Here is a 241-nt window from a genome sequence, read left to right as displayed (position 1 = left end):
ACACCTGGTGCGAGCGTTACACCTTGGCAGACGACCAGCGCACCTGGAACATGATTCCCGGCACTGCGCCACAGGATGAGACCGCCCTCGCCCCGGCCAGCACCACCAGCGATGCGGATCTGCCTGCCGTGCCGGTAACCTGCACGGATACCGCAAACGCCGGCAGCACCTCTCTGCTTGAAAATCGCACCCCGGCTATCCGCTTCGCCGTCCATTTGCTGGGAGACAAATACCATTCTGA

At 62.2% G+C, this 241-nt stretch carries 1 protein-coding gene; it reads left to right on the top strand.

What is annotated here, in order from left to right:
* Positions 1–23: 23 nt before the first annotated feature.
* On the top strand, positions 24–241 hold a 218-nt coding region (locus tag N7568_RS25150; protein ID WP_261612353.1), incomplete at its 3' end, for a hypothetical protein.

This window comes from Paenarthrobacter aurescens (assembly GCF_025421775.1).
In the GTDB taxonomy this organism is placed as follows: Bacteria; Actinomycetota; Actinomycetes; order Actinomycetales; family Micrococcaceae; genus Arthrobacter; species Arthrobacter aurescens_B.
The sequence above is the reverse complement of the archived record's forward strand: the minus strand, read 5'-3'. Positions and strand labels throughout refer to the sequence as shown.